Origin of the sequence: Pseudomonas sp. MYb2, assembly GCF_002979955.1 — a bacterium.
GTDB lineage: Bacteria > Pseudomonadota > Gammaproteobacteria > Pseudomonadales > Pseudomonadaceae > Aquipseudomonas.
The window spans coordinates 305,967-329,128 of the sequence record NZ_PCQC01000005.1; the positions used below are offsets into that span (position 1 = coordinate 305,967).

Below are 23,162 nucleotides of genomic sequence, written 5' to 3' on the forward strand. Positions count from 1 at the left end.
AAGTCCCCAAAACCATTGCGTGTGCGGCGCGAAAACCAACAGAGACGGGCAAAAAAGCCCGGGTGCGCCAATTCGGGGACGGATGCTAACGCACTCGTTTTTTTGCACAAGGTTTAATGGACGATTTGTTTAACAATCAAGAGCTACCCCCTCACCCCAGCCCTCTCCCCCAAGGGGGCGAGGGGGAAAGGGAGCCGATCGGGGAATATTCAAAACTTGAGTTCGACTCGATATCTCAGGTCGGCGTATCTCGAATATTCAACGCGGTCGGTCCCCTCTCCCTTTGGGAGAGGGATAGGCGGGCGGCGTTCCGATGAGGGGCTTTTCAGCAGGCCAAAAAAAACCCCGCTGGCTAGCGGGGTTTCTCTATCAGGCCGGTTGCGCCTGCATACTCACCGGTCGCAAAGGCAGCAACGGCGCATGCGGATCGGCTTTCACCGACGCGCGCCATGCATCCAGCCACTCAGCGAGACCTTCAGCCCAAACCTGCTCATGCAGACGGGCCAAGGCCACAGGGTCGCTCAGCAATTGCAGACGATCATGGTTGTTCAGCCCGGCGGGGCCAACCTTGATCGCGTGGCGCACACGTTCCTGACGCAGCCACTCGATCGGCTCGGCCTGACCGTGACGCGAGGTCGCCAGCGAGCACGCCAAAGCGTTCTGCTGAGGGTCGACCACCGCACGAACGAAGCCGTCGTTGAGGGCGTGGTAACGATTTTCGTGGGTGTACTGATCGGTCGCCAGCAACGCCTGTGGCGGATTGTATTCCTCAGGGATGAGGAACAGGCTCTCGTCACGGGATTTCAGGCCCAGACCGACACGGCTGGAAATAACCGACACCGGAATCGACAACATCAGCGAACCGACGATCGGCACCAGCCACCAGAGGAAGCTCGGGTTCAGCCAGATCACCAGCAGCGCCCAGCAGAAACCCAACAGGGTCTGCGGACCGTGACGTTTGACCGCTTCGCTCCATGGCGTCGAGTCGTCGTCACGTTGCGGCGAGTTCCAGGTCGCCGCCCAGCCGAGGAACGCGGCCAGAACGAAACGGGTGTGGAAAATCATCCGCACCGGCGCCAGCAGCATGGAGAACAGCATCTCCAGCAGCATCGACAGGGTCACCTTGAACTTGCCGCCGAACTCTTTCGCGCCTTTGGCCCAGATCAGAATGATGCTCAACAGTTTCGGCAGGAACAGCAGCACGATGGTCGTTGAGAACAGCGCGATCGCCTTGTCCGGGTGCCATTGTGGCCACAACGGATAGAGCTGACGCGGTTCGAGGAAGTACTGCGGCTCCATCAACGTGTTCACCGCCAGCAGCGCGGTCGACAACACCAGGAAGAAGAACCACAACGGCGCCGACAGGTACGACATCACGCCGGTGAGGAACACCGCACGGTGCACCGGGTGCATGCCTTTGACCAGGAACAGACGGAAGTTCATCAGGTTGCCGTGGCACCAGCGACGGTCACGCTTGAGTTCGTCGAGCAGGTTCGGCGGCAGTTCTTCGTAGCTGCCCGGCAAGTCGTAGGCAATCCACACGCCCCAACCGGCACGGCGCATCAACGCGGCTTCAACGAAGTCGTGGGACAGAATCGCACCGGAAAACGCACCTTTACCCGGCAACGGCGCCAAGGCGCAGTGGTCGATAAACGGCTTCATGCGGATGATCGCGTTGTGACCCCAGTAGTGGGATTCACCCAGCTGCCAGAAGTGCAGACCGGCGGTGAACAGCGGGCCGTACACGCGGGTGGCGAACTGCTGCATGCGCGCATACAGGGTGTCCATGCCCGACGCACGCGGCGCGGTCTGGATGATCCCGGCGTCCGGCGTGGCTTCCATCAAGCGCACCAGACTGGTCAGGCACTCACCGCTCATTACCGAGTCAGCGTCGAGGACGACCATGTACTTGTAGTCACCGCCCCAGCGACGGCAGAAGTCGTCGAGGTTGCCGCTTTTACGTTTTACGCGACGGCGACGACGGCGATAGAAGATCTTGCCAAAGCCCTTGGCTTCGCGGCAGACGTCCAGCCAGGCCTGCTGCTCGGCGACACAAATGTCGGTGTCGTTACTGTCGCTGAGGACGAAGAAGTCGAAGCGATCCAGATCACCGGTGGCAGCGACCGATTCGAACGTAGCGCGCAGACCGGCGAAAACACGCGGTACGTCTTCGTTGCAGATCGGCATCACCAGCGCGGTACGCGCATCTTTGGCAATCGGCTCGTTGCCGGCGCTTTTGCCGGAAATACGGTATTTATCGTGACCAGTGAGCAACTCGAGGAAGCCCATCAGTGCCGTCCAGAAACCGGCCGACACCCAGCAGAACAGAATCCCGAACAGAATCAGGATGCTGGTTTGCAGCGCATACGGCAGCACTTGCGTGGCGGTTTGCAGCAGCGGCTGGTGCAGGACTTCATCCAGATCAACGAAGGACCAGCCCTGATACGGCATGATGCCTTTCATGTACCAGCCGGCGACGATGGTCTGGCCGAGCATCAGCAGCAACAGAATGTAGCGGCGAATCGAACCGACGGTGCGCCAGCGCGCAGCCGGCAGGACATTTTCGTCCTTCGGCGGCTGCGGCGGGTTGGTGCGACCGGTCATACGGCGCCAGCCACGCACCAGAATATTGGTGCGCCATGGCTCCGGCACGACCTTGGTGCGGCGGATCGGCGGCGTCGCCTTCATGCTGACGCGACCGCTGGCGTCGAGCACCAGCATCTCCGCGTCTTCCAGTTCTTCGGCAGTGCTCAGAGTCAGGCGCTTGCCCACCGAAGCCTGGGCGGCTTCGGCAGGAGCGTCAAATGTCGAGGACGACAGGCGTTCATGCAGCTCGCTGAACGACTGGCAGCCCGCGAGTTCCGCGCGCTGCTCGTCGGTCATCGGCAGATGCGCCAGATACTCGGACAGAGTCTCTGGCTGTACTTGAGAGTTACTCATCGGCAGGCAACTGATAGCTCCAGGTCTCGGTCAGGACTTCTTCAGTCGGTGCCGATTCCGGTGTGGCTGGGGCCGCGTCGGCAGCAACTGGCTGCTTGGCGTCTTTGTTGGCCTTGTCCTTGGCATCTGCAGCTGGCTTGGCGTCGGCCTGTTTGGCCTCGGCGGCCTTGGCTTCCTTGTCGAGTTTCTCTTGTTGCTTGGCGGCAACCTTGTCGGCCTTGGCGACGGACGAGTTGGACGCCGGCACCGATTTCGCCAGATCAGCAGTTACCACCGGCTGAACCAGGGCAGCACGCATCTCGGTCGACTTACTCGCGTCCTTGATTTTCATCCGCAGGGTCAAGCGCCAGCCTTTGGTTTCCGGGTTGTAGCGCACGCTGTTTTCGACCAGTTCGGCGTTGTCGCCAACACTGACCTGACTGCGCACGTCGGCATCCGGGGTCAGCGCGGCCAGCGATGGACCTTCGAAGTCGACCAGATACGCAACGCTGCCGTCCGGCTGACGGATCAGGTTCGATTGCTTGACGTCACCGGTCGAACGCAGAGTCTGCGAAACCCAGGCGCTGTCCGGCGCGTGAAGCGCCGCTTCGTCCATGGTCCAGTGCATGCGGTAAGCGAAGTCCAGCGGCTGACCCGGCTCCGGCATTTTTTCCGGGCTCCAGAACGCAACGATGTTGTCGTTGGTTTCGTCGGCGGTCGGAATTTCTACCAGATCAACGGTGCCCTTGCCCCACTCGCCCTTCGGCTCGATCCACGCGCTTGGACGCTTGTCGTAACGGTCGTCGAGGTCTTCGTAGTGGCTGAAGTCACGGCCACGTTGCAGCAGACCGAAACCACGCGGGTTCTCGATGCTGAAGTTGCTCACGGCCAGGTGTTTCGGGTTGTTCAGTGGGCGCCAGATCCACTCGCCGTTGCCGGCATGGATCGACAGACCGCTGGAGTCGTGCAGTTCACGACGGTAGTTGAGGACTTTCGACGGCTGGTTGGCGCCGAACAGGAACATGCTGGTCAGCGGCGCGATGCCCAGTTTGCCGACCTTGTCACGCAGGAACATCTGCGCTTTGACGTCGACAATGGTGTCGCTGCCCGGACGCAGGATCAGACGGTAGGCACCGGTGGCACGCGGCGAATCCAGCAGGGCGAAGATCACCAGGTGCTTGTCGCCCGGCTTCGGCTGTTGAATCCAGAATTCGCGGAAACGCGGAAATTCTTCGCCCGACGGCAGCGCGGTATCAATCGCCAGACCACGCGCCGAGAGGCCGTAGGTGTGGCCCTTGCCGACAACGCGGAAGTAACTCGCGCCGAGCATGGTCATGATTTCGTCTTGCTTGTCGGCCTTGTTGATCGGGTACAGCACACGGAAACCGGCGTAACCCAGTTGTTCGGTGGCCTTCGGATCGAATTTCAGGTCGCCGAAATCGAAGCGGGTCGGATCATATTTGATCTCTTCGACGGTGTTCGCCGTGATTTCGTTGATTTTCACCGGTGTATCGAAGTGCATACCCTGGTGATAGAAAGACAGTTTGAACGGGGTCTTCTGATCAGCCCACTCAGCCTTTTCGGTGAGGAAGCGGATTTTCTGATAGTCCGCGAACTTCATGTCGCGGAATTCGTTCGGCAGGTTGCTGCGCGGGGCTTCGAACTTCTGCCCGGCCAGTTCTTTAGCCTTCGCCGATACATCGTCAAGATTGAACGCCCAAAGCTGGCCGGCGCTGAGCAGGCACAGGAGCGCCGAACCCGCTACCAGGGCACTTCGCATGCGTTTGGCAGACATTTTTGCTGCATTACAGGGACTAACAATCACGAGCAACCCTCGCCGAAAACAGATCAAAAAACCAACGGCCAGCAAGCCGTCTGTGTGGCCATTTTTGTCAGCTTATTTCGGTTCCAGGGAGCCAGATACTGCGTTGCTGCTCCTCCCCATAGCAAGCTATGAGTCGTCGCAGCGCCTTGTCTCTGACTCCCTGGCCCTCGAAATAATGCTGGCAAAAATGGCCGTACAGACCGCTCATACCAGGTTGGCGAGCATTGTTCCGACTCCGCTGGGGCAAAATGATTCCCCAATCGGATCCAGACAAGTCTCTACCTAAGTCAAAAATGAATCAGCGAACGCTGATCCCAGTGCGCGCGATTATCTAGTAGCCCGCATGACAACGCATCAGGGGTAACAAAGTATTTATCGCGAAAACACCTTAAAAACAGTCGAAATTTCCCAAAAAGGTGTTTCAAGCGCTTTCAGGTCTGTAACAAAAAGGTAACCGGGCCATCGTTGACCAAATGCACCTGCATATCGGCGCCGAATCTACCTGATGCCACAGTGCCATGCACCTGTTTCGCACTGCTTAATAGATAGTCGAACAATTCCTCGCCCAAGGCCGGAGGCGCGGCCGTCGAAAAGCTCGGGCGCAACCCGCTTTTGGTGTCGGCCGCGAGGGTGAACTGAGAGACCAGCAGCAACCCACCGCCAACATCGGCGAGGGACAAGTTCATCTTGCCCTCCGCGTCACTGAATACACGATAGTTAAGCAGCTTATGCAGAAGTTTGTCGGCGCTGACACGCGTGTCGTCGGGTTCTACCGCCACCAGCACCAACAAACCTTGATCGACCGCCCCGACTACCTCGCCCGCGACTTCGACACGCGCACCGCGAACGCGCTGTATAAGCCCCTTCATGCTTCTTCGGGCGGCAGATCGAGCAGGCGCTGCGCCATGTTGCCCGCAGCACGCACCAGTGCATCGGTAATGCCCGGTTCAGACGCGGCGTGGCCGGCGTCGCGGATCACCTGCAGTTCGCTGTTCGGCCAGGCTTGATGCAGTTCCCAGGCGTTGTCGAGCGGGCAGATCACGTCGTAGCGACCGTGAATGATCACGCCCGGCAAATGAGCGATCTTGCCCATGTCACGAATCAACTGGTTCGGCTCAAGGAAGGCATTGTTGGTGAAGTAATGGCATTCGATCCGCGCGATCGACAGTGCGCGCTGCGGCTCGGAGAAGCGATCGACCACCAGCGGGTTCGGCCGCAGGGTCGCGGTGCGCCCTTCCCAGGTCGACCAGGCTTTGGCCGCGTGCATCTGGGCGATCTGGTCGTTGCCGGTCAGACGCTTGTGGAAAGCGCTGAGCAGGTCGTCGCGCTCGTCCAGCGGAATCGGCGCGATGTAGTCCTGCCAGTAATCGGGGAACAGACGGCTGGCACCTGCCTGATAGAACCACTCGATTTCCTGCGGGCGGCAGAGAAAGATCCCTCGCAAGATCAGCCCATGTACACGCTCAGGGTGTGTCTGCGCATAGGCCAGCGCCAGGGTCGAACCCCACGAGCCGCCGAACAGCACCCATTTGTCGATGCCCAGGTGTTTGCGGATGCGCTCGAGGTCGGCGACCAGATCCCAGGTGGTGTTGTTTTCCAGGCTGGCGTGCGGCGTGGAGCGTCCGCAGCCGCGCTGGTCGAAGGTGACAATGCGATAGAGGTTCGGATCGAAATAGCGACGGCTCTGCGCGTCGCAACCGGCGCCGGGGCCGCCGTGAATGAACACAACCGGCAAACCCTCCGGCGAACCGCTTTCGTCGACGTACAGCGTATGGGTGTCATCGACAGCCAGATCGTGCCGGGCGTGAGGTTTGATCTGCGGAAACAAAGTCTGCATTGCGCGCTCCGTAAGGGGTCGAGGTCATCCCTGGGGGGACTTCTATTATTCTGCCGTTGGGCATCATAAACCCGATTTACGTCAATGAGCATGCTCCAGAACCTGATCGTTCCCACGCTCTGCGTGGGAATGCCTCTTGGGACGCTCCGCGTCCAGTGACGCGGAGCTTCACGGGCCGCATTCCCACGCGGAGCGTGGGAACGATCAAGATCACAGCCTTCGGCAGCTCCTACAGGGGTGGATCAGCCGGTGTAGTGAGACTTTGCCCAGGCCAGATAGCCTTGCAGCAATTCTTTGAGCACTATTTGCGTCGGCTCGGCCAAGTCGGCGCGATAGCGGAACGGTTCGAACTCTTCCATGTAGGTGCTCTGGCACAACTCCAGCTGCACGGCGTGAATGTTCTCGGCCGGGTTGCCGTAATGACGGGTGATATGGCCGCCCTTGAAGCGGCCGTTGAGCACGTGTGTGTAATTGCCGTGGCGTGCGCAGATCGCTTCCAGCTGTGTCGCCAACTGCGGATCGCAACTGGCGCCGTTGAAGGTACCGAGGTTGAAGTCCGGCAGTTTGCCGTCGAACAGATGCGGGATGATCGAGCGGATCGAGTGCGCATCGAACAGCAGTGCATAACCGAACTCGGCCTTCAGCCGCGCCAGCTCTTCCTGAAGGGTGCGGTGATACGGCGTCCAGATCTGCTCAAGGTAAGTCGCGCGCTCTTCTTTCGACGGTTCCAGCCCCTCCCTGAACAACGGAATGCCATCGAACAGCGTCGCCGGATAGAGCCCGGTGGTGGCGCCGACGTACAACGGCTTATCGTCGGACGGACGATTCAGGTCGATAACAAAACGCGAATACTCAGCGGCCAGGGTACTGGCGCCAAATTCTTCAGCGAAGTCGTAGAGCTGCGGAATGTGCCAGTCGGTGTCCGGCAGGCTTTTCGCGTCCGCGATCAGTCCCGCCTCGACCACCGGGGTCAACCGCACACCGGCATGCGGCATGCTGATCAGCAACGGCACACGACCTTGTTTGAAGTTCAAAACCTTATCCACAACCGCTCTCCTACAGACTTGATTCGACGCCGTGACGCACGACGCGTTTGTCCAGATCACCGCCGAGCCAATAGGCCAGATCCGCCGGGCGATCGATGTGCCAGGCAACGAAATCCGCGACCTTGCCGACTTCCAGCGAGCCGTGGGTATCGGCCATTCCCAGCGCTTGCGCAGCGTGAATCGTCGCCCCGGCCAGGGCTTCTTCCGGGGTCATGCGGAAGCAGGTGCAGGCCATGTTCAACATCAGCCGCAATGACAGCGCCGGCGAGGTGCCGGGGTTGAGGTCGCTGGCGATGGCGATCTTCACCTTGTGCTTGCGCAGAGCGTCCATTGGCGGCAACTGGGTTTCGCGCAGGAAGTAGAACGCGCCCGGCAGCAGCACCGCGACGGTATCGGCTTCGGCCATGGCGATGGCATCGGCTTCGTCCATGAACTCCAAGTGATCGGCAGACAACGCCTTGTAGCGCGCGGCGAGGCTGGAGCCGTGCAGCGAGGACAATTGTTCGGCATGCAGTTTCACTGGCAGGCCGAGTTTTTGCGCGGCGATGAACACGCGTTCGACTTGCTCGGGAGAGAACGCCAGGTATTCACAGAACGCGTCCACGGCGTCGACCAAACCTTCGGCGGCGAGCGCGGGGAGCATTTCGTTGCAGACCAGATCGATGTAATCGTCGGCGCGATCCTTGTACTCAGGCGGCAGCGCGTGGGCGGCCAGACAGGTGCTGCGCACGCTGATCGGCAGCTCTTTCTGCAGACGACGGATGACCCGAAGGATTTTGCGCTCGTTGACCAGATCGAGGCCGTAGCCGGACTTCATCTCGACCGTGGTCACACCGTCGCGCATCAGGCTCTTCAGGCGTTTGGCGGCGCTGGCGAACAGTTCGTCTTCGGTCGCTTCGCGTGTCGCGCGCACGGTGCTGGCGATGCCACCGCCGGATGCCGCGATTTCCGCATAGCTGACGCCTTGCAGACGCTTTTCAAATTCGCCGCTGCGGTTGCCACCGAACACGGTGTGGGTGTGGCAGTCGATCAGGCCGGGGGTGACCCATGCGCCTTGCAGGTCGTTGACCGCCGGGTATTCACCGGAGGGCAATTGATTGCGCGGGCCGATCCACTCGATGAGCGCACCGGACGTCACGATGGCCGCATCCTCGATGATCGAGTAGACGCCTTGCGCCATGGTTGCGACGTGGCAGTGTTGCCAGAGGGTTTTCACTGTTGGCCTCCGTTGGGGTTGGTTTGGTGGGTGACCTTCAAAAGCCCCTCACCCTAGCCCTCTCCCGGAGGGAGAGGGGACTGACCGGGTTGTTCTGTCGAGGTACGCCGACCTGGAATTTCTGTGCCGAACTCAGGCCTTGAAGCTCACCGAGACCGGCTCCCTTTCAATCTCTCTCACACGGAAGAAAAAGAACTGACCGGGTTGTTCTGTCGAGGTACAGCGACCTGAAAATCTCGAGCCGAACTCAGGCTTTGAAAACCATGAAGATCGACTCCCTTCCCCCTCTCACTCCCAGGAGAAGAAGAACTGACCGGGTTGTTCTGTCGAGGTACATCGACCTGAAAATCTTGAGCCGAACTCAGGCTTTGAAAACCATGAAGATCGGCTCCCTTCCCCCTCTCCCCCCTGGGGGAGAGGGCTGGGGTGAGGGGGATCGATTTCACTAACAACAAAACTTCCCCTGAAAACACACTTACAAACTAGGCAGCAATTTCGCCGAAACAAGCTCAGTCAAACACCGCGAAGCCAGCAATTCAGTCGCCGCATTGATGTCCGGCGCAAAGAAGCGGTCCTTCTCATAAAACGGCACTTCCTTGCGCAAAATCGCCCGCGCCTGTTCCAGCTTCGCCGAAGTTTTCAGACCGTTACGCAGGTCCAGCCCCTGCACCGCTGCCAGCCACTCCACCGCGAGAATCCCGCGGGTGTTTTCAGCCATTTCCCACAAACGCTTGCCCGCCGCCGGCGCCATGGAAACGTGATCTTCCTGGTTAGCCGAAGTCGGCAAACTGTCCACCGAATGCGGATGCGACAACGCCTTGTTTTCGCTGGCCAGTGCCGCAGCGGTTACTTGAGCAATCATGAAGCCGGAGTTCACCCCGCCATTGGCGACGAGGAACGGCGGCAGTTGCGACATGTGCTTGTCCATCATCAGCGAGATACGACGTTCGCTCAGCGAGCCAATTTCGGCGATGGCCAATGCCATATTGTCAGCGGCCATGGCCACCGGTTCGGCGTGGAAGTTGCCGCCGGAAATCACGTCGCCTTCAGCGGCAAATACCAGCGGGTTATCAGAAACGGCGTTGGCTTCAACCGCGAGCACTTCAGCGGCCTGACGGAACTGGGTCAGGCAGGCGCCCATGACTTGCGGCTGGCAACGCAGCGAGTACGGATCCTGAACCTTCTCGCAATTCTGATGCGAGTCGGACACTTCGCTGCGCTCACCGAGCAGATCACGATAAGCCGCAGCCGCATCGATCTGACCTTTCTGGCCACGCGCCGCGTGAATGCGCGCATCGAACGGCGAGCGCGAACCCAGCACCGCTTCAACCGTCAGACCACCCAGCGCGAGCGCACCGGCAAACAAATCTTCACCCTCAAACAAACCACGCAGTGCGAACGCCGTGGAAACCTGAGTACCGTTGAGCAGCGCCAGACCTTCTTTAGCCGCTAAAGTCAGCGGCGTCAGACCCGCAACCTTCAGCGCTTCAGTGGCTTCCATCCACTCACCCTTGTAGCGCGCCTTGCCCTCACCCAGCAGCACCAGCGACATATGCGCCAACGGCGCGAGATCACCCGAAGCGCCCACCGAACCTTTCAGCGGAATATGCGGATAAACCTCGGCATTGATCAGCGCGATCAGCGCATCGATCACCACGCGACGGATGCCAGAGAAACCACGGCTGAGGCTGTTGACCTTGAGCACCATGATCAGCCTTACCAGCTCATCGCTGATCGGCACGCCAACGCCCGCAGCGTGGGACAACACCAGCGAACGCTGGAGGTTTTCCAGGTCTTCGCTGGCGATGCGTGTCGAGGCCAGCAGGCCGAAACCGGTGTTGATGCCGTACGCGGTGCGGTTCTCGGCGAGGATCTGCTCGACGCAGGCAACGCTGGCTTCGATCTGCTGCGATGCGCTGTTGTCGAGCGTCAGCTCGACCGGGTTCTGGTAGACGTCACGCAGTTGGGCCAGGCTCAGTTGGCCGGGAATCAGGTTCAGCGCAGTCATTTAAATGCTCCTTTTGAGAGTTTGTTATTAACTTGCCATTCGCTCCGGAGCATTCCGTTATCCGTCGCTTTCAGCCTTGTGGGCATCCGGCGCCTTGGCACGCTGGCAGGGTAGTTTTTCAATGCAAATTCGATAGAACGCTGTGCAGCAGATTCGGCTTTTTCAACACGCTCGCAGCGGCGGCAATATCCGGCGCCAGCCAGCGATCCTGATCGTAGGCCGGAACCGTTTCGCGCAGCAGTCGCCACGCGCGGTCAGTGCCCATGCCAAAGCGTTGTTCCTTGAGGAATTCAAACGCCTGCGCCGCCAACAGATACTCGATGGCGAGGATTTGCGTGCAGTTTTCCAACGCGCGGTGCAGCTTCAGCGCAGCGTTGGTGCCCATGCTCAGATGGTCTTCCTGCAGGCCCGAGGTGATGTAGTTATCGAGCACCGCCGGTTGCGCCAATTGGCGGTTCTCCGCACACAGCGACGCAGCGACGTATTGGACGATCATCATCCCCGAGTTCACTCCCGGATTGGCCACCAGAAATGCCGGCAGATCGCTGACATGCGGGTTCACCAGCCGGTCGAGGCGACGCTCGGCGATCGAGCCGATTTCGGCCATGGCAATCGCCAGCAAATCGGCCGCCATCGCCACCGATTGGCCGTGCGGGTTGGCTTGCGACATCACCCGGAAATTGTCCGGCGTGCCGAGCAACAATGGGTTATCAGTGCAGCCGTTGAGTTCGGCTTCGACCTGCTTGATCGCATGTTCCAGTTGATCCCGCGCGGCGCCGTGCACCTGTGGAATCGAACGGATGCTCAACGCATCCTGAGTGCGAATGCCTTTGCTTGACGCAATCACTTCACTGCCATCGAGCAAGGCGCGCAGATTGACGCCGACCTGCTGCATGCCGGGGTGCGGTTTCAGCGCGATGATCTCGGCGTCGAACGCATCGATCTGGCCGCGCTGCGCTTCGAAACTCATGGCACCGATGACGTCGGCCCACTGCACCAGCCGCGTCGCATCGGCAATCGCCAGACAGCTGAGGCCGGTCATGCACGGCGTGCCGTTGACCAGGCACAAACCGTCTTTTGCGCCGAGTTGCACGGGTTGCAGGCCTTCTTCGGCCAGCGCCTGTTGCGCCGAGGTGATCTGCCCGCGATAGCTGACATTGCCGACGCCGAGCAGCGTGATGCCGATGTGTGCCATGTGCGTCAGGTAGCCGACCGAGCCTTGCGACGGTACTTGCGGGGTAATGCCGCGATTAAGCAGCGCCAGCAGCGCTTCGACGACCCGGCGATGAATGCCGGATTTGCCGTGGCTGTAGTTGTGGATTGCCGCGCAGATGATCGCCCGGGTCTGCTCGTCGGCGAGTACAGGGCCAACGCCGCAGGCATGGCTGAGCAAGGTGTTGCGCGAGAGCTGGCTGAGTTGTTCGTCTTTCAGGGAAACGTTGGACAAACCGCCCAGGCCGGTGTTGACGCCATAGGCACGTTCGCCGCTTGCGACGATGCGCTGGACGATGGCTTGCGCATTTTCGATGCGCGCCCAGGTGTCGCTGGACAGCTCGAGATGCGCGCCGTGACGGGCGACAGCGACCACGTCCTGCCAACGCAGAGGGGCGCCGGTGATAACGATTTTTTCAGCCTGGGACATCTAAAAAACCTCTTGAACAAGATCGTTCCCACGCTCTGCGTGGGAATGCCGCCTGGGACGCTCCGCGTCCCGACTTCTGCTCTGTGCAGGGTGACGCGGAGCGTCACGGGATGCATTCCCACGCAGAGCGTGGGAACGAGCGTCAGACCACCGCCGCCCGCCGCTGCACGAACCGGTCAACATACTCATCCGCCGGCGAATGCAGGATCTCTCTCGGCGTGCCCACCTGAATCAGTCGCCCATCCTTGAGAATCGCAATCCGGTTACCAATACGCACCGCCTCATCAAGATCGTGAGTGATAAAGACGATGGTCTTGTGCAAGGTCTTTTGCAGCTCCAGCAACTGGTCCTGCATCTCGGCGCGGATCAACGGATCCAGGGCACTGAACGCCTCATCCATGAGGATGATGTCGGTGTCCGCCGCCAAAGCACGGGCCAAACCGACACGCTGACGCATGCCGCCGGAGAGTTGGTGCGGGTACTTGTTTTCGTAGCCTTTGAGGCCGACGGTGTTGATCCAGTGCAGCGCGCGTTCCGAGCACATTTGCTTGCTCTCGCCACGGACTTTCAGGCCGTAGGCGACGTTGTCGAGCACAGTCTTGTGCGGCAACAGGCCGAAGCTCTGGAACACCATGCTGATCTTGTGCCGGCGAAATTCGCGCAGGGCGTCCATGTCGTATTGCAGGATGTCCACACCGTCGACGAGGATCGCGCCGCTGGTGGGGTCGATTAGCCGGTTGAAGTGGCGCACCAGCGTCGACTTGCCGGAGCCGGACAGGCCCATGATCACGAAGATCTCGCCAGTGCCGATGCTCAGCGACAGATCATTAACGCCGACCACGCAACCGGTCTCGCTCAGCACCTGATCCTTGGTTTTGCCCTGACCGACCATGGCCAATGCATCCTTGGCGCGGTTGCCGAAAATCTTGAAGACGTTTTTGACTTCGATCTTGCTCACGGTTGCGTTGCTCATTTGCTCACCTCATGCCGTGGCCGACCGTATGCCTGAGTAATGCGGTCGATGACCACTGCGAGAATCACGATCGCCAGACCAGCCTCGAGGCCACGTCCGACGTTGAGGGTCTGAATCCCCACCAGCACATCTTCACCGAGGCCACGGGCGCCGATCATCGAGGCGATCACTACCATCGACAGGGCCATCATGGTGGTCTGGTTGATCCCGGCCATGATGCTCGGCAGGGCCAGCGGCAATTGCACGCCGAACAGTTGCTGCCAGCGGTTGGCGCCGAACGCGTTGATCGCTTCCATCACTTCGCCGTCAACCTGGCGAATGCCCAGATCGGTCAGGCGAATCAGCGGTGGCGCAGCGTAAATCACCGTGGCGAAAATCGCCGGGACCTTGCCCAGACCGAACAGCATCAACACCGGGATCAGGTACACGAAACTCGGCATGGTCTGCATGATGTCGAGCAGCGGCATCAACACCGAACGCAGGCGATTGCTGCGCGCCGAGAGAATCCCCAGCGGGATGCCGATCAGCACCGAAATGATCGTCGCGACCATCATCAGCGCCAGCGTCTGCATGAGCTTGTCCCACAAGCCAACGGCGCCGACGAGGAACAGCAGACCGACGATGACCGCCGTGGTCACGACTTTGCGCGTGGCGTGCCAGGCAACCACACCGACGATCGCCAGCATCAGCCACCACGGCGCCGCACGCAGCAGGCCTTCAAGGTTGACGATGGCCCACAGCAGCGTGTTGGAGATGTGGCGGAACACATCACCGTAGTTGGTGACCAGCGAATCGACCCAACCGTTGACCCAGTCGGCGATGGAAAAGGTAAAGCTTTCGGGAAACATAAGCGGCTCTCAATCAGCAATCTCAATCAAGCGTTTACGGCATATCTCCCGGCCAGCCTCACGGTTGACCGGGAGGTATCGACCTACAGCGCCGCGTCGATTTTCTTGGCTGCGTCTGCACTGACCCACGCATGCCAGACCTCAGGATGTTCCTTGAGGAAGATTTTCGCCAGTTTTGGCGACTCGATACGTTCCTTGGCCATGCGGCCCAGATTCTGGTTCAGCAGGTCGATCGGCAGATTGACCTTTTCCAGTACGGCGACCAGTTCCGGGGCTTCGTCGTGGAAGGTTTTCGACAGGCCGACCTTGATGCTCACGGACTTGTCGACGCCCGGTTTTTCTTCCAGTTTGACCAGGTCAACCTGGCCCATCAGCGGGGTTGGCGACCAGTAGTAGAACAGGATCGGCTCGCCACGCTTGTAGCTCGACAGCACCGCCGCATCCAGCGCCGGGCCGGTGCCGGGACGGAAGTTGGTGTAGCTGCTTTCCAGGCCGTAGCTTTTCAGCATTTCGCTGTTATCGAGCTCGCAGGTCCAGCCGGCCGGGCAGTTGTAGAAGCGGCCCTTGGAAGGCTCTTCGGCGTCCTTGAACACGGCGGCGTATTTGCCCAGGTCAGCGATGTTTTTCAGGTCCGGGGCTTTGGCTTCCAGCTTGCGCTTGGCATCGCCTTCGATCACGTAACGCGGCACGTACCAGCCTTCGACAGCGCCCACCACAGGTGCGCCGACACCGACGACTTTGCCGGCCTTCTCGGCCTTGTTCCAGACCTCGCTGCGGCCAACCCACTCTTCGGCGAACACTTGAATATCGTTGCTGCTCAGGGCGTTTTCCATGGTGATGGAATTGCCCGGCAGGCTGTCAGTCTTGCAGTCGTAACCTTTCTCCAGCACCACTTGCAGCACGTCGGTCAGGAGCATGCCGCTTTCCCAGTTCAGCCCGGCGAATTTCACCGGTTTGCCCGATTCGCACCAGCCGGCGGCTTGGGTCGCACCGGCACTGGCCAGCAGGCCCATGGACAGCAATGTGGTCAGCAGGGTCTTGTTCGATTTCATTGTTGTGACGCTCCTAATCATGAATTGGCTTACGGCAGTCAAGAGGCATCCAGCCCTGTCCACGTCCAAATCAGGCCTGCGCCGCAGCGCGACCGGCCCCGCTTGTTTTAGGTTGTACAACGCTGTTCTGCTCGACCGGCAGAATCAGTTGATCGGGCACCGCGCTGTGCCATTTTTTTGCGCACACGTAGTAGACGGCAGCTGGCAGCAGCAGGCCGATGATCCAGGAAATATCCACATCACCGAGGGCCGCCACCAGCGGGCCGGTGTAGAACTTGGTGGAGATGAACGGCAGCTGCACCAGCACACCGAACACATAGACGCTGATACCGAGCAGGTTCCACCGACCGTAGCGACCGTTCGGATCGGCCAGCGCCGGCACGTCGTAACGCTCACGGGTGATGCAGTAGTAATCCACCAGGTTGATCGCACTCCACGGGGTGAAAAACGCGAGCAGGAACAGGATGAAAGACTTGAACGCACCGAGGAACGAGTGCTGACCAAGCAAGGCGATCAAGGTCGCCGCACCGACGATCACCAGCACGAACACCAGACGCTGCATACGCGTAACGGTCAGATGGCCTTTGAAACCACTGATGATGGTCGCGATGCACATGAAGCTGCCGTAGGAGTTCAGCGTCGAGATGGTCACCTTGCCGAATGCGATGCTGAAATACAGCAGCGCTGCGGTAGCACCGGTGCCGCCCAGACCGACGATGTAGGCGACTTCGTGACCGGCGAATTGGCCGTTGGCCGAAGCCGCCGCGAACACGCCGAGAATCATCGCCACTTGCGCGCCGACCACTGAACCGGCACCGGCGGCGAAGAAGGTTTTGACTGCCGAGGTGTTGCTCGGCAGATAACGGGAATAGTCAGCCACGTAAGGGCCGAACGCGATCTGCCAGGAGGCCGCGAGCGACACCGCGAGCAGGAAGCTGCTCCAGCTGAAATGACGGATTTGCAGGAGTGCGCCGACGTCGGTCTGGCTCATCAGCCGCCAGAACAGGAACACGAAAGCGATCACGCCAATCACACTGGCGACACGGCCGATCCAGTGGATCACCCGATAGCCGAGCACCGTGACCAGCACGATGACGCTGGCAAAAATCAGGATGCCGACGCTGTCGCTGACGTTAAACAACTGACCCAGCGCCTGGCCGGAAAGTACCGTGCCCGTCGCGGTGAAGCCCAGGTACATCAGGCACACCAGCACGATCGGGATTGCCGCGCCGTAAACGCCAAACTGCACACGGCTGGAGATCATCTGCGGCAAGCCCAGTTTCGGCCCTTGCGCGGCATGCAGCGCCATCACCCCGCCGCCGAGCAATTGGCCGATCAACAGACCGATCAACGACCAGAACACATCACCACCGAGCACCACGGCCAAGGCCCCGGTGACAATCGCGGTGATTTGCAGGTTGGCACCCATCCACAGGGTGAACTGGCTAAACAGACGACCGTGTCTTTCCGCTTCCGGGATGTAGTCGATCGAACGCCTTTCGATCAACGGTTTGTTGCTTGCACGATCGGTGTTGACAGCCATGATTCAACCTCTGTGGATTGTTCCGGGTTTTGTTCTTTTTTGGCTTTTGCTTTTGTAGGAGTGAGCCTGCTCGCGATGGCGGTGTGTCAGTCAGCACATTTGCTGATTGTGCCGGCCTCATCGCGAGCAGGCTCACTCCTACAGGGGAAAGCATTACTTTCCGGTAATCATCGGCAGGTTCAGGCCCTGTTCCTTGGCGCAGTCGATGGCGATCTGGTAGCCGGCATCGGCGTGACGCATGACACCGGTGGCCGGGTCGTTGTGCAGCACGCGCGCAATGCGCTCGGCCGCTTCGTCGGTACCGTCGCAGACAATCACCATGCCCGAGTGCTGCGAGAAGCCCATGCCGACACCGCCGCCGTGGTGCAGGGAAACCCAGGTCGCGCCGCTCGCGGTGTTGAGCAGTGCGTTGAGCAGTGGCCAGTCGGACACGGCGTCGGAGCCGTCCTGCATCGATTCGGTTTCACGGTTCGGGCTGGCGACCGAGCCGGAGTCGAGGTGGTCGCGACCGATCACGATCGGCGCCGACAGCTCGCCGCTACGAACCATCTCGTTGAAGGCCAGACCGAGCTTGGCGCGCAGGCCCAGACCGACCCAGCAGATACGCGCCGGCAGACCCTGGAAGCTGATGCGCTCGCGGGCCATGTCCAGCCAGTTGTGCAGGTGCGCGTCGTCGGGGATCAGTTCTTTGACCTTGGCGTCGGTTTTGTAGATGTCTTGCGGATCACCCGACAGTGCAGCCCAACGGAACGGGCCGATGCCACGGCAGAACAGCGGACGGATGTAAGCCGGTACGAAACCGGGAAAATCGAAGGCGTTTTCGACGCCCTCTTCCTGGGCCATCTGGCGGATGTTGTTGCCGTAGTCGAAGGTTGGAATGCCTTGCTTCTGGAATTCCAGCATGGCTTTGACGTGTACGGCCATCGACTGCTTGGCGGCTTTGATCACAGCAGCCGGCTCGGTCTTGGCGCGGGCGCGGTATTCGTCCCAGGTCCAGCCGGCCGGCAGGTAACCGTTGAGCGGGTCGTGGGCGCTGGTCTGGTCAGTGACCATGTCCGGGCGCACGCCGCGCTTGACCAGTTCCGGCAGAATTTCTGCGGCGTTACCCAGCAGCGCGATGGAGATCGCTTTGCCTTCTTTGGTGTACTTGTCGATGCGTGCCAGAGCGTCGTCGAGGTCTTTGGCTTGCTCGTCGACGTAGCGGCTTTTCAGGCGGAAATCGATGCTCACTTGTTGGCATTCGATGTTCAGCGAGCACGCGCCAGCCAGGGTTGCGGCCAGAGGTTGCGCGCCGCCCATGCCACCGAGGCCAGCGGTCAATACCCACTTGCCGGTGAGGTTGTCGTTGTAGTGCTGGCGACCGGCTTCAACGAAGGTTTCGTAAGTACCTTGGACGATGCCCTGGCTGCCGATGTAGATCCAGCTGCCGGCGGTCATCTGGCCGTACATGGCCAGGCCTTTGGCGTCGAGTTCGTTGAAGTGCTCCCAGCTCGCCCAATGCGGTACGAGGTTGGAGTTGGCGATCAGTACACGCGGGGCATTGCTGTGCGTCTTGAACACGCCGACCGGCTTGCCGGATTGCACCAGCAGGGTCTCGTCGTCATTCAGGTTGGTCAGGCTTTCGACGATCTTGTCGTAGCACTCCCAGTTACGCGCGGCGCGACCGATACCACCGTAAACCACCAGCTCTTTCGGGTTCTCGGCGACTTCCGGGTCGAGGTTGTTCATCAGCATGCGCAGCGGTGCTTCGGTCAGCCAGCTCTTGGCGGTCAGTTTGTTGCCGCGGGCAGCGCGGATCTCAACGTTGCGAAACTTTGTAGGCTTATTGTCAGTCACGAAAAAGACTCCTCAGCGATCAATTCAAACCAACCCTGGCAGTGGGCAAGCAGCCTGTGCGCTTCGATGCGCGACAAGCGAATCAGTGGACGCTGCGGAGAGTCTCGAGCGACTCATACGCATACGTCTTTACTTGTACATACAAGCATATGCAATCGAGCGGCCAACTTGTGGGAGGGGCGTTCAAGAAAAATTGCGGGCAGGGCTGGAGAGCGCCTGAATTGAGGGTTCTGGCGTGGATTAAATTTTTCGCGGAGAGATTTTGTGCGGTCGAGGCATGGTTGGGTGAGCGCGGTTTTGCGCCACGCTGGGGCGTTCGGTAACAAGTTGGTGCGTGGGTTGGGAACACCCCAAAAGCAAAAGATCGCAGCCTTCGGCAGCTCCTACAGGGTGTACATCAATCCCAATGTAGGAGCTGCCGGAGGCTGCGATCTTTTAAGATTTTTTAATCAGCGCGCAGTCAGCTCAATGACACAGCAACCCGCATCAACGGACACTTCAACCAAGCCATTGTTACCGTCCAGTTGCAGACAATCATGTCGCCCCAACTGCGCAACACTGTCACCCACCTGCACTTGCAGCAACTCACTGACACTGAACACCAACACCGTTCCCGCCGAGCTGAAAAACCGCTGCTCACCTTCAAACCACTGCAACCGCGCGCTGTAACGCTGCGGTGCATAGATCAGATTGAAGTCGCGAATCGCACTGCCGAGCAGCGTGCACGACACCTGGCTTTCACCGCTGAAGGCAAACGGGTCGAGCGGTAACAGCGGCCGCGTATCGTCGCCATCAACGCACAGGGTCATGCCATCACCCTGCAACACGGTGATCACCCGCTGATAACCGGCGAATGTTGAAAAACCACCGGATTCGGCGATGTCGGCAATCGACAGGCGCCAGCCAAAACCATCCAGCCCCGCACCTGCATCACGGGTAATTTCTTCAGTGCTGCCGCCGCCGTTTTTCCAAGGCATGCGCGGGTAGCCTTCAGCGCGTAAAACCTTAAGTGCACTCATTTATGCTCTCTATTTATGGAACCGCCCTTCCAGACGATGACGAGAACCCGGATGAATCAAACGTGCAGCGGTCACCGGCTGACGCCCCGACCACGTACGGCGACGAATCAACAAGCACGGCTCACCCTTCTCAATCTGCAGCAACTTGCATTCGGACGGCTCGGCCAGAATCGCTTCAACCACGTGCTCGCCCTCGGTCAGCGGCGCGACCTGATTGAGATAGGCGTAAGGCGTTTGCAGGGTGAAGTCCTGCTTGAGATATTCCGGCGCGACCAGCGCGTTGACGAAACGGTCTTCGATTTGCACCGGAATGTCGTTTTCGTAATGCACGATCAGCGAGTGGAAGACCTTCTGCCCTTCACGCATGTCCAGCGCCAGTGCGCGCTCGGAACCGGCGGCCTCTTCTTCGAGGGTGATCACCTGGCAGGTGTGGCGATGGCCACGGGAAGCGATTTCGTCGGCGATGTTGTGCACTTCGAACAGCGCGGACTGGCTTTTCGGTTCGGCGACAAACGTGCCGACACCTTGCATGCGCACCAACAGGCCGTCGGCAGTCATTTCGCGCAACGCACGGTTGATGGTCATACGGCTGAAACCGAGTTGATTGACCAGCTCGCTCTCGGACGGCACGCGGTAGTGCGGCGGCCAGTTTCCGCTGTCGATCTGCTGGGTGATCATCTGTTTGACGCGGGCGTACAAGGGCGCCGGACTGTCGCCCATGTTCGCGGCCAACGGGGAGACTGGAGGCGGAGTCGGCACGGTTGATCCCTGTTCTTTGGATGAAAGTGGCTAGCTTGCCGGAGTTTACCGGGCAGGCAAACGTCTGTATATGTATATACAAATAACACACGATGGGGTGCTGAACCATGTCCGCCTTCTTTGCCGAACGCGCGCTGCTGCCTAACGGATGGGCCAACAATGTACGTCTTGAGGTCAGCGCCGATGGCCTGCTGACCCGAATCCAGGCCGATTCCACCGCAGATGGCGCCGAACGGCTGAGCGGCCCGTTGCTGCCAGGGATGCCCAATCTGCACTCCCACGCGTTCCAGCGAGCGATGGCAGGGCTGGCCGAAGTGGCGGGCAATCCGAACGACAGTTTCTGGACGTGGCGCGATCTGATGTATCGGCTCGTCGGAAAAATCAGCCCGGATCAGCTCGGTGTCATTGCCCGTCAGCTGTATATCGAAATGCTCAAGGCTGGTTACACATCCGTTGCAGAGTTTCACTACGTGCACCACGACAGCAATGGCCAGCCGTATGCCGATCCGGCTGAGCTGGCGTTGCGCATCAGTCAGGCCGCGAGTGAAAGCGGCATCGGCCTGACCCTGCTGCCGGTGCTCTACAGCCACTCAGGCTTCGGCGGCCAGACGCCGAACGATGGCCAGCGCCGCTTTATCAACAGCACCGAAAACTACCTGAATCTGCAATCGCGCCTGCAACCAATGCTGGCGCAGCAGAAGGCGCAGTCGCTGGGACTGTGTTTCCACTCGTTGCGCGCGGTCACGCCGCAGCAGATCAACGAAGTGTTGGCAGCCAGCGACAAGCAATGCCCGATTCACATCCACATCGCCGAGCAACAGAAAGAAGTCGACGATTGCCTGAGCTGGAGCGGTCGGCGTCCGCTGCAATGGCTGTATGAAAACGCCGAAGTCGATCAGCGCTGGTGTCTGGTGCACGCCACTCACGCCAATCCCGAAGAAGTGACGTTGATGGCCAAGAGTCGCGCCATCGCCGGCCTGTGCCTTACAACCGAAGCGAACCTGGGCGACGGGATTTTTCCGGCGGTGGATTTCCTCGCGCAGGGCGGACGTATGGGCATCGGTTCCGACAGCCATGTGTCGCTCAGTGTCGTGGAAGAATTGCGTTGGCTGGAATACGGCCAGCGTCTGCGTGATCAGCGGCGCAATCGCTTGTATGGCGCGGATCAGCCGATGGTCGGGCGCACGCTGTATGACGCGGCGCTGGAGGGTGGTGCGCAGGCGCTGGGCCAGCCGATTGGTGCGTTGCAGGTTGGCAAGCGTGCGGACTGGATTGTGCTCGATGGCAGCGATCCGTATCTGGCGACGGCCACGGGTGACGGGATTTTGAATCGCTGGTTGTTTGCCGGTGGCGATCGCCAAGTGCGCGATGTTCTGGTCAATGGTCAGTGGGTGGTGCGCGATGGTCGGCATGCAGGCGAAGAGGACAGTGCACGCGCGTTCACCCAGGTCCTGCGTGACCTCCTGGGCTGACGCATAACCAAATGTAGGAGTGAGCCTGCTCGCGATAGCGGTGTATCAGTCACTTATTTGTGTTCTGACACAACGCTATCGCGAGCAGGCTCACTCCTACATTGGTTTTGTGGTGGTCTTTAGTTTGAAGTCTTGGCCATCTGCCGATCCGACGCTCGCCAGATCAATCGCGTCGTGTCATAGCCCTGCTGACGTGCCTTGCTCAGCAGCTCTTCACGCACCACACCGTTGACGGTCGGCGTGCGCGACAGCAACCACATGTACTTGCGACTCGGGTCGCCGACGATGGCAGTCTTGTAGTCATCGCTGACGTACAACACCCAGTATTCGCCTTTCGCCACACCCGGAATCAGACGCGAGAACCAGGTATCGAACTCGACCCAGAGTTTATCGGTCTTGCCCGGCACCTGTGGAGAAGCCGTGCCCTTCACTTCTTCCCACTGCCAGTCCGGGGTCAGGCAGCGATTGAGCACCGCGACATTACCGTCAGGCTTGAGGGTGTAATGGGCTTCGGACTGCGCGCAATTGCGCTGGAAGTACATCGGCAAGCGCGCCAGTTCATACCAGGTGCCCTGATAACGCTTGAGATTGACGCTGCTGACGGTTTTCGGCGCCAACGGGTCGACGCCGGAACTGGCGCAGCCGGCCAGTACCAGGCCGGCAAAAAGGACAAGCAATAACCGCTTCATTTTTTCTTCTCCGTGGGCGCGAAGCCCCGGTTTACTTCAGGCCTTGGCCGGAAAACATCAGCACTTTGTCACCGGCGTACTGCACGCTGATAAAGCTGTTCTTGTCGCCCCAGGTGCAACTGGACATACCGAGCGCGCCCGAGCAATCGGTCGGTTTGCCGAGCAGAGTCTCGACCTCGGCCTTGGCCATGCCGGCCGAGAGCTTCGAGTAGTTTTCCTGATTGACCTTGCTGCATGCGGCCAACAGCACGCAAAACGTCAGAAGGGCGAGAGATCGCAGCGACATGGTGTAACTCCTGGAACGGAAGGGGGATGGCATGGCGCCAACCAGAAGCTTAGAAGAGAAAACCCCTGTCTGGTTCCCTGCTGGGATGGCTATTTGTTACTCCGCTCGTCTGGCATTTGCCGGTAAATCAGACACTTTGTACGGCTATTGCGCATTTCGTCGCCTTTCGCCAAAGACGCCTAATCTTTGGCG

General features: G+C 59.9%; 18 protein-coding genes. 1 reads left to right on the top strand and 17 read right to left on the bottom strand.

Annotated elements, in window-relative coordinates; translation table 11 throughout:
• Positions 1-369: 369 nt before the first annotated feature.
• From mdoH to hutC, 15 genes are all read right to left on the bottom strand, one after another.
• The gene (gene mdoH / locus CQ009_RS10765) at positions 370-2,940 is read right to left on the bottom strand and encodes a glucans biosynthesis glucosyltransferase MdoH (protein ID WP_064388891.1); all 2,571 of its coding nucleotides are present in this window, start codon (positions 2,938-2,940) and stop codon (positions 370-372) included.
• A complete protein-coding gene (locus CQ009_RS10770; RefSeq protein ID WP_177430977.1) occupies positions 2,933-4,714 on the bottom strand; it encodes a glucan biosynthesis protein G in 1,782 nt (593 codons plus the stop codon). Before CQ009_RS10770 ends, mdoH begins: the two co-directional genes overlap by 8 nt.
• A gap of 461 nt (positions 4,715-5,175) precedes the next feature.
• Positions 5,176-5,613 (bottom strand): D-aminoacyl-tRNA deacylase, encoded by a 438-nt coding sequence (gene dtd, locus CQ009_RS10775; protein WP_064388892.1) that lies wholly within the window; start codon positions 5,611-5,613, stop codon positions 5,176-5,178.
• Positions 5,610-6,581 (bottom strand): prolyl aminopeptidase, encoded by a 972-nt coding sequence (gene pip, locus CQ009_RS10780; protein WP_105706045.1) that lies wholly within the window; start codon positions 6,579-6,581, stop codon positions 5,610-5,612. Before pip ends, dtd begins: the two co-directional genes overlap by 4 nt.
• 242 nt (positions 6,582-6,823) lie before the next feature.
• Positions 6,824-7,627 carry an N-formylglutamate deformylase gene (gene hutG, locus CQ009_RS10785; RefSeq protein WP_105706047.1) on the bottom strand — a complete coding sequence of 268 codons (804 nt, stop codon included), beginning with the start codon at positions 7,625-7,627 and terminating at the stop codon, positions 6,824-6,826.
• 10 nt (positions 7,628-7,637) lie between these two features.
• Positions 7,638-8,843: an imidazolonepropionase gene (hutI, locus tag CQ009_RS10790; RefSeq protein WP_105706049.1), complete on the bottom strand. Its 1,206-nt coding sequence runs from the start codon at positions 8,841-8,843 to the stop codon at positions 7,638-7,640.
• A gap of 475 nt (positions 8,844-9,318) precedes the next feature.
• Positions 9,319-10,851 (bottom strand): histidine ammonia-lyase, encoded by a 1,533-nt coding sequence (gene hutH, locus CQ009_RS10795; RefSeq protein WP_105706051.1) that lies wholly within the window; start codon positions 10,849-10,851, stop codon positions 9,319-9,321.
• Positions 10,852-10,969: 118 nt separating this feature from the next.
• On the bottom strand, positions 10,970-12,493 hold the full coding sequence (gene hutH / locus CQ009_RS10800) for a histidine ammonia-lyase (protein WP_105706054.1): 1,524 nt from the start codon (positions 12,491-12,493) through the stop codon (positions 10,970-10,972).
• 142 nt (positions 12,494-12,635) lie between these two features.
• Positions 12,636-13,466, bottom strand: a complete 831-nt coding sequence (locus CQ009_RS10805; protein WP_007909304.1) for a glycine betaine/L-proline ABC transporter ATP-binding protein — start codon at positions 13,464-13,466, stop codon at positions 12,636-12,638.
• Positions 13,463-14,314, bottom strand: coding sequence for a proline/glycine betaine ABC transporter permease (locus tag CQ009_RS10810; protein WP_105706056.1), 852 nt, complete (start codon positions 14,312-14,314; stop codon positions 13,463-13,465). Before CQ009_RS10810 ends, CQ009_RS10805 begins: the two co-directional genes overlap by 4 nt.
• 83 nt (positions 14,315-14,397) lie before the next feature.
• Entirely contained in the window at positions 14,398-15,366 is a 969-nt protein-coding gene (locus CQ009_RS10815; RefSeq protein ID WP_034152988.1) for an ABC transporter substrate-binding protein, read from the bottom strand.
• A 70-nt stretch (positions 15,367-15,436) separates the two neighbouring features.
• Positions 15,437-16,909, bottom strand: a complete 1,473-nt coding sequence (locus tag CQ009_RS10820) for a cytosine permease (protein ID WP_105706058.1) — start codon at positions 16,907-16,909, stop codon at positions 15,437-15,439.
• A gap of 153 nt (positions 16,910-17,062) precedes the next feature.
• The gene (hutU, locus tag CQ009_RS10825) at positions 17,063-18,745 is read right to left on the bottom strand and encodes a urocanate hydratase (RefSeq protein WP_095047181.1); all 1,683 of its coding nucleotides are present in this window, start codon (positions 18,743-18,745) and stop codon (positions 17,063-17,065) included.
• A gap of 449 nt (positions 18,746-19,194) precedes the next feature.
• Positions 19,195-19,764, bottom strand: a complete 570-nt coding sequence (locus CQ009_RS10830; protein ID WP_105706060.1) for a HutD family protein — start codon at positions 19,762-19,764, stop codon at positions 19,195-19,197.
• Between the two features lie 9 nt (positions 19,765-19,773).
• Positions 19,774-20,484: a histidine utilization repressor gene (gene hutC / locus CQ009_RS10835; RefSeq protein ID WP_163013658.1), complete on the bottom strand. Its 711-nt coding sequence runs from the start codon at positions 20,482-20,484 to the stop codon at positions 19,774-19,776.
• Between the two features lie 146 nt (positions 20,485-20,630).
• Here hutC and CQ009_RS10840 point away from each other — a divergent pair, with 146 nt between their 5' ends.
• Entirely contained in the window at positions 20,631-21,995 is a 1,365-nt protein-coding gene (locus CQ009_RS10840) for a formimidoylglutamate deiminase (protein ID WP_064388901.1), read from the top strand.
• Between the two features lie 119 nt (positions 21,996-22,114).
• Here CQ009_RS10840 and CQ009_RS10850 read toward each other — a convergent pair whose 3' ends face one another.
• Positions 22,115-22,684 carry a lipocalin family protein gene (locus CQ009_RS10850; protein ID WP_064388902.1) on the bottom strand — a complete coding sequence of 190 codons (570 nt, stop codon included), beginning with the start codon at positions 22,682-22,684 and terminating at the stop codon, positions 22,115-22,117.
• A gap of 31 nt (positions 22,685-22,715) precedes the next feature.
• Entirely contained in the window at positions 22,716-22,970 is a 255-nt protein-coding gene (locus CQ009_RS10855; RefSeq protein WP_064388903.1) for a hypothetical protein, read from the bottom strand.
• Positions 22,971-23,162 lie beyond the last annotated feature (192 nt).

What these genes read in the sequence shown, in the direction of transcription:
- mdoH (WP_064388891.1), bottom strand. Translation starts at nt 2,940, where the DNA reads ATGAGTAACTCTCAAGTACAGCCAGAGACTCTGTCCGAGTATCTGGCG.
- CQ009_RS10770 (WP_177430977.1), bottom strand. Translation starts at nt 4,714, where the DNA reads ATGTCTGCCAAACGCATGCGAAGTGCCCTGGTAGCGGGTTCGGCGCTC.
- dtd (WP_064388892.1), bottom strand. Translation starts at nt 5,613, where the DNA reads ATGAAGGGGCTTATACAGCGCGTTCGCGGTGCGCGTGTCGAAGTCGCG.
- pip (WP_105706045.1), bottom strand. Translation starts at nt 6,581, where the DNA reads ATGCAGACTTTGTTTCCGCAGATCAAACCTCACGCCCGGCACGATCTG.
- hutH (WP_105706051.1), bottom strand. Translation starts at nt 10,851, where the DNA reads ATGACTGCGCTGAACCTGATTCCCGGCCAACTGAGCCTGGCCCAACTG.
- hutH (WP_105706054.1), bottom strand. Translation starts at nt 12,493, where the DNA reads ATGTCCCAGGCTGAAAAAATCGTTATCACCGGCGCCCCTCTGCGTTGG.
- CQ009_RS10805 (WP_007909304.1), bottom strand. Translation starts at nt 13,466, where the DNA reads ATGAGCAACGCAACCGTGAGCAAGATCGAAGTCAAAAACGTCTTCAAG.
- CQ009_RS10810 (WP_105706056.1), bottom strand. Translation starts at nt 14,314, where the DNA reads ATGTTTCCCGAAAGCTTTACCTTTTCCATCGCCGACTGGGTCAACGGT.
- CQ009_RS10815 (WP_034152988.1), bottom strand. Translation starts at nt 15,366, where the DNA reads ATGAAATCGAACAAGACCCTGCTGACCACATTGCTGTCCATGGGCCTG.
- CQ009_RS10820 (WP_105706058.1), bottom strand. Translation starts at nt 16,909, where the DNA reads ATGGCTGTCAACACCGATCGTGCAAGCAACAAACCGTTGATCGAAAGG.
- CQ009_RS10830 (WP_105706060.1), bottom strand. Translation starts at nt 19,764, where the DNA reads ATGAGTGCACTTAAGGTTTTACGCGCTGAAGGCTACCCGCGCATGCCT.
- hutC (WP_163013658.1), bottom strand. Translation starts at nt 20,484, where the DNA reads ATGGGCGACAGTCCGGCGCCCTTGTACGCCCGCGTCAAACAGATGATC.
- CQ009_RS10840 (WP_064388901.1), top strand. Translation starts at nt 20,631, where the DNA reads ATGTCCGCCTTCTTTGCCGAACGCGCGCTGCTGCCTAACGGATGGGCC.
- CQ009_RS10850 (WP_064388902.1), bottom strand. Translation starts at nt 22,684, where the DNA reads ATGAAGCGGTTATTGCTTGTCCTTTTTGCCGGCCTGGTACTGGCCGGC.
- CQ009_RS10855 (WP_064388903.1), bottom strand. Translation starts at nt 22,970, where the DNA reads ATGTCGCTGCGATCTCTCGCCCTTCTGACGTTTTGCGTGCTGTTGGCC.